The sequence below is a fragment of the Paenibacillus sp. 01T442 genome (assembly GCF_056398345.1).
In genome coordinates this window covers 1-6,597 of sequence record NZ_JBFTPF010000142.1, presented here as the reverse complement: position 1 = coordinate 6,597, position 6,597 = coordinate 1, and the positions used below count along the sequence as shown (strand labels likewise).

At 42.5% G+C, this 6,597-nt stretch carries 7 protein-coding genes and 2 tRNA genes; 3 read left to right on the top strand and 6 right to left on the bottom strand.

The annotated features are described in order from the left end of the window. Positions 1–15: 15 nt before the first annotated feature. Genes AC1DLM_RS34280 through AC1DLM_RS34270 form a run of 3 tightly spaced genes read right to left on the bottom strand, consistent with a single transcriptional unit; the run spans position 16 to position 2,794 of the window. Positions 16–768 (bottom strand): ABC transporter permease, encoded by a 753-nt coding sequence (locus AC1DLM_RS34280; RefSeq protein ID WP_477572493.1) that lies wholly within the window; start codon positions 766–768, stop codon positions 16–18. After that, positions 755–1,480, bottom strand: a complete 726-nt coding sequence (locus AC1DLM_RS34275) for an ABC transporter ATP-binding protein (RefSeq protein ID WP_477572492.1) — start codon at positions 1,478–1,480, stop codon at positions 755–757. The genes AC1DLM_RS34280 and AC1DLM_RS34275 overlap by 14 nt, the downstream gene beginning before the upstream one ends. Positions 1,481–1,540: 60 nt before the next feature. Further along, positions 1,541–2,794, bottom strand: coding sequence for a hypothetical protein (locus AC1DLM_RS34270; protein WP_477572491.1), 1,254 nt, complete (start codon positions 2,792–2,794; stop codon positions 1,541–1,543). Positions 2,795–2,953: 159 nt separating this feature from the next. Here AC1DLM_RS34270 and AC1DLM_RS34265 point away from each other — a divergent pair, with 159 nt between their 5' ends. After that, entirely contained in the window at positions 2,954–3,556 is a 603-nt protein-coding gene (locus tag AC1DLM_RS34265) for a DUF7010 family protein (protein ID WP_477572490.1), read from the top strand. A 135-nt stretch (positions 3,557–3,691) separates the two neighbouring features. On the opposite strand, the gene AC1DLM_RS34260 is transcribed toward AC1DLM_RS34265, so the two are convergent. The 3 genes from AC1DLM_RS34260 to AC1DLM_RS34250 all read right to left on the bottom strand — a co-directional run bounded on the left by AC1DLM_RS34260 (position 3,692) and on the right by AC1DLM_RS34250 (position 4,106). Next, a tRNA-Ile gene (locus tag AC1DLM_RS34260) sits at positions 3,692–3,765 on the bottom strand. A gap of 10 nt (positions 3,766–3,775) precedes the next feature. Beyond that, positions 3,776–3,852 (bottom strand) — tRNA-Met (locus tag AC1DLM_RS34255). An 89-nt stretch (positions 3,853–3,941) separates the two neighbouring features. Continuing rightward, positions 3,942–4,106: a hypothetical protein gene (locus AC1DLM_RS34250; RefSeq protein ID WP_167356966.1), complete on the bottom strand. Its 165-nt coding sequence runs from the start codon at positions 4,104–4,106 to the stop codon at positions 3,942–3,944. A gap of 225 nt (positions 4,107–4,331) precedes the next feature. Between AC1DLM_RS34250 and AC1DLM_RS34245 the strand changes: the two genes are divergently transcribed. Then, positions 4,332–5,726 carry a dipeptidase gene (locus tag AC1DLM_RS34245; protein ID WP_477572489.1) on the top strand — a complete coding sequence of 465 codons (1,395 nt, stop codon included), beginning with the start codon at positions 4,332–4,334 and terminating at the stop codon, positions 5,724–5,726. 24 nt (positions 5,727–5,750) lie between these two features. After that, complete coding sequence (locus AC1DLM_RS34240; protein ID WP_441989025.1) at positions 5,751–6,254, top strand: GNAT family N-acetyltransferase; 504 nt, start codon at positions 5,751–5,753, stop codon at positions 6,252–6,254. The last annotated feature ends 343 nt before the right edge of the window (positions 6,255–6,597 follow it).

Sequence of the window (6,597 nt, the reverse complement as noted above, 5' to 3'; positions counted from 1 at the left end):
CATGTAGATTCCTTTCTATATGTCCTTTCTGTCAAACAAATAATACCCCGTAGTAAATAACATGATACCACAACCGAACATAATTAGAATCTGACGGCTAATTTTGAAAACATTGATCGATTCAGAAATCCAGAGGGTATACCAGTCAAACATCGACGTGATAAAAAAACTCGAGTAAGAAGAAAATACAATACCTAAGAAATTAAAGCCAATAAACACAAGTATGGATAGGAAAAATACAGCTAGTCCTCCCTGAATGAGATTGGATAACAGCACGACGATAAGCGCGAACACAAATACAGGAAAAAACGTTAAGCCATATGACACAAGTACCTTTATGATACCAGCCAAACTTGCGGACGAAGGGTTGAATATAAACCCGGCTATTAGCGAAAGGACCATAATAAACAACAGGTTGCCAGCAATAAACAGCGCCAAATTTAACACTTTTGCGCTAAATACGCCGAATCTGGAGACAGGTCTTAAAAGAGTTATTTTCATCGTATTCGATGAGGACTCGCCATTAAACATATCAATCGCTACAAATATGGCAAATAACGGTAATAGCGTATAAGCAATAAACGTCAGTACGGCTATAGGAAATTCAACACTCCCTACAACTCTCAGTCCAAGGCCATGCTTAATCGTTGTCACCGCAATCTGACMGATCACTACGGCAAGAATGGATAATATCGCGGCTGCCATGATTTTTTTCTTTTTAAGCAGCTTCACGGATTCATTCATAAATGCAGCTTTAAACCCTACCATTCCTGTCCACCTCACTAACAAAATAATTCTCAAGCGACGAATAAAAAGACAGAATATTTTGGGTATATTCGACGTTTACCAGCTTGCCTCCATAAATAATTCCGATTCTCGAACACGTTAATTCCACATCATGTATCAAGTGACTGGAAATAAAGAAAGTTGTGCCTTCCTGGGAAAGCTGTTTGATCAACTTCCTCATCTCCAGCATCCCTTCTACATCCAGTCCGTTTAGAGGCTCGTCCAAGATTAACAATTTCGGTCTCGATAGAATCGCCGCCGCTATCCCCAGTCTTTGTTTCATCCCGAGCGAAAATTTTTGTGATTTCTCATTTTTATATTTCAGCATCCCTGTGATTTCAAGACATTCATCGATTCTACGCTGATCAATTTCAGGGTAAAATCTTGCAAACAATCTCAAGTTTTCATTCGCCGTCAAATAGGGATACGATTCTGCTGTTTCAATGATACAGCCAACATGTTTCATAGCATTGACATAGTCTTCTGCCACGCTCGCCCCAAAGATCTTCACATCGCCTCGATCGGGCTTCATAAGTCCTGTAATCATCTTCATCGCTGTCGTTTTCCCCGCACCATTAGGTCCAAGAAAACCGAATATATCGCCTTGATCCACTTCTAAGTTCAAATCGGTGATTCCTCGGCCATTCGTAAATGACTTCGTTAAACCCGTTATTTCAATCGCCTTGACTGACAATTCATCATCTCCCTAAAAAATCTCAGGAAGCCGCTACCCGCAGCCTCCTGAGAATCATTTCTATTCAAATACGCGGCTAAATTCACCATCATAAAAAGGCTTCATGCTATTGCTTTGTTTGTACGCATTTTTATCGCTAATCTCTAGATTCATTTCAAAATAAATTTTACCTGTTTGGTTGGGATGAACCATCCCTTGCTTTTGTTCACCCTTCGAATCTGTGTAAGTAAACATTGGAGATGTCAACATGTTGTACTCGAAATTAAACACATCCTTGTTTGGATACTGACTCTCAAAACCAGGAATTACAGTTTCTGAATACGTTCCTGTTAGTTTGTCACCATCTACACTTGTGATTTTAACTGTTCTCTCACCAATCTTCGTGAACTTACCGTCTTTGTCCATAATAATATCATTTTGATAGGTTCCCACATATTTAGAGCTGAATCCACCATTATGACTTACCTTCTCAACCTTTGCTGTAGTTAGATCAGGCTTGATAATCTTCGTACTGCCAATATCAGAAATCTTTAACATCACATTAAGGTTTAAGTCATGCTGAACCCCATTTTTATCTTTTCCGGACAGTGTGATCTCCCCCGTCAGATTTTCTAGATAGSCTGCTTTATTCTCATTCGCCGATCCTACAACCTTTTTCACGAAAATATCGCTCTCTATGTCTGGTAGATCTCTTTCATTATCCAGCATTTGCTTGATACCAAAGGAGGAAACTGCATTTACAATGGCTGGCACTTGTGCCTCAGACAAGCTTCCGGAGAACACTTTACCGCCTTCTGCTCCTTCTTCCACTTGTACATAATCTTTCAATGAGCCAACTACCGCATCAACGATTTTCTCAACCTCAGTTGCTCCTTTTTCGTTAAAAGGATTTCTGAAATCAGCTGGCCCCTTGCGGTTTTGGTTCATTTCAGCGGAATAGTCAAATACATAATATGTATTGTCCAATTCGTTTTTGTCAATCGATTGCTTCTTGTCAGCATACGTATATCTGGAGGTCGTTTCACCTTTGGCGTTTTTCGTTACCTCGTTATTCTCTTTCATTTGATTCGCAGTGTCCATTTTCTGAAAATTAGACGATTGAAGTAAAATTTGATCATTATCCTTCAATGTATATAACGTCTCGATCGTATAGTTGTTTAGTCCATTTTCCATCAAAGAAGCCGTATTTTTGACTGAACCCTTCAGCCGGTCGTACCCGGATCCAAGCATCGCATCAGCGAAAGCAGTAGATACAAATAGACAAGCTCCTACGGTAAAAGAAAGTACTGTAATTGATTTTTTGCTAAGTTTCATTTCTCTTCTCCTTTTGTAAAACAATTTGCGGGAAACGTTTCCTTACTAGTTATTTTAGTATACGCTTATTGAATCCATCTAAATGGATTATTAACAAAGTATTAACTCTTTCCTTAACTGCGTAGAAATTAAATTTAAATGATTGGAGTATGATGAATAATGAGTGAATTTGTAAAACTGTCTAAATCAACTGTCCTAGGAGCTGCCAATGGCGTCATGTTCATGACTTTCTTTGGCGCACTCTGGGCATCCATTGGTATTGTTGGGTCACACCAACTTGGAGCTCCATGGCCACTTGTACTTTCAGCTATTGTGACAATCATCTTACTGAGTGGAGCCATTTCACTTTTTGGTAAATCTCACAGCATGAATCATGCTGTTACAGCGAAAGAAAAAGAAGATACGAAACGAATAAACCGAAAATTCGGTTTGATATTTGTGTTGGAAGGTGTCGCGATCTTTCTTGCCAGTGTGATTTGTAATGCACTCGATCAATTTGAAGTCTTTTTCCCAGTCATGGCGATGATTGTTGGCATTCATTTCTTTCCTCTTGCTTCATTGTTTAAAGAAAAATTCTATTATGGTACGGGTGTTGTTATGTGTATGCTGGGTATCATTTCATTGTTTTTACCCATTAACGCTACGTTCGGCAATGTATCTTTCATTATGATGTCTACGTTTATTGGTTTCGGCTCAGCCGTGACGTTATGGGTGACKGGGTTGAGAATCTGGGGGACCCTGCTGAAACAGTTAAAACAATAATAATTTAAAGTAAAGTGCACAGACGTTCACAAACAGAAAGCAAGCCCCTCGTTTCCATCTGTACTGATGAGAACGAGAGGCTTGCTTTGTCTCTAAAATAAATAAAAACCCTTATTTACAAGGGTTTCCGTGCTATGGGCCCAGAGGKACTCGAACCCCCGACCAATCGGTTATGAGCCGACCGCTCTAACCAACTGAGCTATAGGCCCAAATGAAATTTGGTTGCGGGGGCAGGATTTGAACCTGCGGCCTTCGGGTTATGAGCCCGACGAGCTACCGAGCTGCTCCACCCCGCGTCATGTATGCCGCTCAACAGCGACAAAAATAAATATACACCAACGGAGATGGCTTAGTCAAGCGTTAATTTTATGCATAATGGAAGCATTTATGTGTTGTATCTGACGCCAAAGCGTCCTTTCTTCGACTTATAAACCTCAACTTCCTGCGGGCACTCATACCCATAGATCCACCAATCTTCTTCCATACGTTTCGCTAAACAACCCGCTTGAAACTTCGAATCGTATAATTTTGCCCAATATATCCAGTTCATGCGTATCCCTCCATGATAGTCAGATCGTTACATTTAGCTTATCCATAAAAAGGTTCTCTTATTAGCAGGCTGTATTCGCCTACGCTCGAATATGGAAAAAGCCGTTCTATTTGACCGTATGACAAATAAAATGTGACGGTTTACAGGCATAGCAGGATTTTCCCTGTTTTTGGGGAAGTTAAGTGATGTAGACTATTTTGGCAATACAAAAAGGAGAAAACACCCATGATCGAAACAATCAAAAGCTACCTACTCACGCATAGGGATGAACATATAAACGAACTGATGGCATTCTTGCGAATTCCTAGCATAAGTGCAGTTGCACAGCACCAACCGGATATGCTGAAATGCGCGGAGTGGACGGCTCAATCTCTACAAAAGGCTGGACTTGAAAACATTGAAATTATGCCTACGAAAGGCCACCCTGTCGTTTATGCCGATTGGTTACATGCCCCCGGCAAACCGACGGTGCTGATTTATGGTCATTATGATGTGCAACCTGCTGAGCCATTAGAATTGTGGGAAACACCTCCTTTTGAACCCGTAATCCGTGATAATAAGCTGTTCAGTCGCGGTAGTACGGATGACAAAGGCCAACTGTTGCTTTATGTGAAGGTTGTTGAAGCCTTTCTACAAACGCAGGGTTCACTTCCGGTTAACGTGAAATTCTGCATCGAGGGTGAAGAGGAAATTGCTAGTAAGAATCTCCCTGCCTTTGTTGAAGAACATGCTGCGAAATTGCAAGCTGATTCCATCGTACTCTCTGATACACAAATGCACGGTCCTGGTAAACCAGCTCTGATGTATGGACTTCGCGGTCTTGCGGGTTTCGAAATCACGCTGGATGGTGCCAATAGTGATCTGCATTCGGGTCTTTTTGGCGGTGCGGTACAGAATCCGATTCACGCAATGACTAAGCTGCTCAGCTCTTTCCATGACGAAAATGGCCGTGTTGCTGTACAAGGGTTCTACGATCGTGTTATCGAACTTTCAGACAAAGAGCGCGAAGCCTTCAAGAAAGTGGAGCCGGATGAAAACAAGGTTCGCACGAATTTGAACGTCACGGAGCTCTATGGGGAGAAAGGTTTCTCCTTTTATGAACAAACGACGTCCCGTCCTACGCTTGAGATCACGTCAGTTAGTGGCGGCTTCCAAGGTGAGGGGATTAAACCCATCATTCCAAATCGCGCTACTGCCAAAATTGCATGTCGTCTCGTCGCTGCGCAGGTCCCTGAAGAAATCATGGATTTAGTCGAGACTCATATTCATACACAATCTCTTCCAGGTGTATCCGTTTCGTTAGATCGCCAATTGCGAGGGAATCCATTCATTACACCGATTGATGAACCMGTTATGGTTGCGGCGGCAGAAGCCTATGGAGAAACTTTCGGTGAGTGGCCTGTCTATACACGTAGCGGAGGGTCGATACCGATTGTCGAAGTGTTAGGTCGCGTCCTAGATGCACCTGTGGTGCTTATGGGCTTTGGGCTACCTGGGGAAAATCTTCATGCTCCGAATGAGCATTTCCATTTGATGAATTGGGACAATGGGACAGAGACGATAAGTCGTTACTGGTTGAAGCTAGCAGCATTGGCAGCGCCTACTTTAGAATCTAACTAAGCTAGGGTAAAAKGAGTAACATCTATGGGGAATCCACTACACTTGCGTGATGCACAAATAGAAGATTTAGCAGAAATCGTACGTATTTACAATTCCACGATTGCAGGACGCATGGTTACGGCCGATACAGAACCCGTTACAACAGCTTCACGGGAGCGCTGGTTTCACGAACATTCTTCTGACTTCCGTCCACTTTGGGTGCTTGAAAATGAGAACGGGATATGTGGCTGGCTGAGTTTTCAATCTTTCTATGGGCGTCCCGCCTATAACGCAACAGCCGAAGTTAGTATTTACGTGGATGAAACCTATCGGGGCCAGGGCATCGGTCGATACTTGATGGAACAAGCACTTGAAGCTAGTCCCAAGCTGGGGCTCAAATCTTTGTTAGGTTTTATATTTGGGCACAATGAGCCGAGTCTGCAGCTTTTCCGCAAATTCGGATTCACGAATTGGGCGCATCTGCCAGGCGTCGCTGAGTTAGATGGCGTTGAGCGGGATCTGATCATTCTGGGCAAACGTGTTGGGTAGTCGATACTCGTTCCACGCGGTGCCTGCCACACGACAGTGGCTGTCAAATCCGTAAAATAAAAAGCGCTACTCCTCCTGCTCGCGAAATCAATTTCGCGTAGCTTGCGAGTTGTGGCGCTTTTTTTGTTGATCGTTTGGGTAACAAATGAGATTTCTGAGGTTCCACTTTCATTTAAATGGAAAAAATGCAGCTAAATCGAGCTGTTCGGTTCGGCCCCTTAATTATGGAGTCTATCTGCTGAATACTTGCTTTCTCGCAGTTTCTCATTTTTCGTATTCAACCTTTTTTAAAGGGTAATCTCCACTACCCCTAATTTATTTGCCTTCCAGGCCTCATGATATC